Raw genomic sequence first — 1560 nt, forward strand, 5'->3', positions numbered from 1 at the left:
CGGCTATAACGGCCGCGCGTCGTCTGTTGTCGTTTCAGGCACAGATATCCGTCGCCCCTGGGGTCAGTTGAAATCGCCCGATCAGGACCTGCCTGCTTTCCTGCCCAGCCGTCGATTTGATATCGAACTAGAGATGGGTGCAATCGTGGGCACACCGTCTGACGGCCCAATTTCAGTGCAGGAAGCCGATGACAACATCTTTGGCTATGTCCTGCTAAACGACTGGTCCGCGCGCGATATTCAGGCCTGGGAATACCAGCCGCTGGGGCCATTTCAGGCCAAGGCGACCGCGACCTCGATCAGCCCGTGGATCGTGACCAAAGCGGCGCTGGAACCGTTCCGCTGCGATACGCCCGACCGTGAGTTTGCCCTGCTGGACCACCTGAAGGATTGCGGCCCGATGCTCTATGACATCGATCTATCCGTAACGATGGCGCCAGAGAATAAAGACGCCACGACCATCGCACGAACCAATTATCGCGAGATGTACTACTCGGCGGCGCAGCAGTTAGCGCATCACTCGACGTCTGGGTGTCCGATGAACACGGGCGACCTGTTGGGGTCCGGCACCATTTCGGGGCCGAACAAGCCAGAGCGCGGATCACTTCTGGAACTCAGCTGGGGCGGGAAAGAGCCACTGACGCTGGACACAGGCGAGACCCGCACCTTCATCGAGAACGGCGACACGCTGACCCTGACCGGCGCAGCCAAGGGCGACGGCTATACCGTCGGGTTCGGCGATTGCACCGGCACTGTGCTGCCCGCACTCGAAAATCCATTCGCCAGAGATTGATGCAGGTCCAGTCCGCATATTCAGAGCGCGCTCTGCCAGTCCTTAACGGCCTCGATGGGATAAAGCAGCATCAGCACGTTCAGCGTCAGACCATCGCGGATCAGCGTGGTGGTCAGGATCTCGAATCCCAGCGCAATGGTGACCGTCATCCAGATCGGCAGGCGACGCGCCAACCAGAACCCCAGCATCATCGCGCCAATATCGGCGATCGAGTTGACGACACTGTCGCCGTAGTAATCCAGCGAGATCGTGACCGCGCGGTAATGTTCGATCACGGCATTGGTGTTCTCGGAAATCTCCCACGCGACTTCTATCAAGGTGGCGATGAACAACCGCCAGCCAACGGCAAGGCGGCGCGCCACCAGCCACAGAAGACCGTAAAACAGAAAGCCATGAATGATGTGGCTGGGCGTGTACCAATCGGTCAGATGCTGCGAGCTTTCGGAACTGAAGGTTTCACCATGCCACAGCTTGACATAACCGCATTTGCAAATCGGTTCGCGGCCCATCCACAGCAGGATGATGGCGCAGGCAATGACAACACAAGCGGTTGCCCAATAAGGCAAAAATCGACGTTCAAACATATGGCGACAACATCATCAAAGCCAGTCGCTGTCCAGAAGGGAAATCACTGATATGGCCAAGGCATTTGCGTCCCAGGGGGACATGTCGGAAAAGAAAATCTCGTTCACCGAGGTGGGCGAAGGGCTCTATGCCTTCACCGCCGAAGGCGACCCGAACTCGGGCGTGATCATCGGCGATGACAG

General features: G+C 58.1%; 2 protein-coding genes and 1 pseudogene. 2 read left to right on the forward strand and 1 reads right to left on the reverse strand.

Annotated features, from left to right (window positions below):
- Positions 1-793 (forward strand): fumarylacetoacetate hydrolase family protein (locus ACR0B3_RS23875; protein WP_480811224.1); only part of this gene is annotated, 793 nt, incomplete at its 5' end.
- A 20-nt stretch (positions 794-813) separates the two neighbouring features.
- Here ACR0B3_RS23875 and ACR0B3_RS23880 read toward each other — a convergent pair.
- The gene (locus ACR0B3_RS23880) at positions 814-1377 is read right to left on the reverse strand and encodes a DUF2585 domain-containing protein (protein ID WP_170402422.1); all 564 of its coding nucleotides are present in this window, start codon (positions 1375-1377) and stop codon (positions 814-816) included.
- Between the two features lie 52 nt (positions 1378-1429).
- Here ACR0B3_RS23880 and ACR0B3_RS23885 point away from each other — a divergent pair.
- Positions 1430-1560: pseudogene (locus ACR0B3_RS23885) on the forward strand (MBL fold metallo-hydrolase); the annotation flags it as partial.

Source organism: Ruegeria sp. CE9 (assembly GCF_056537425.1).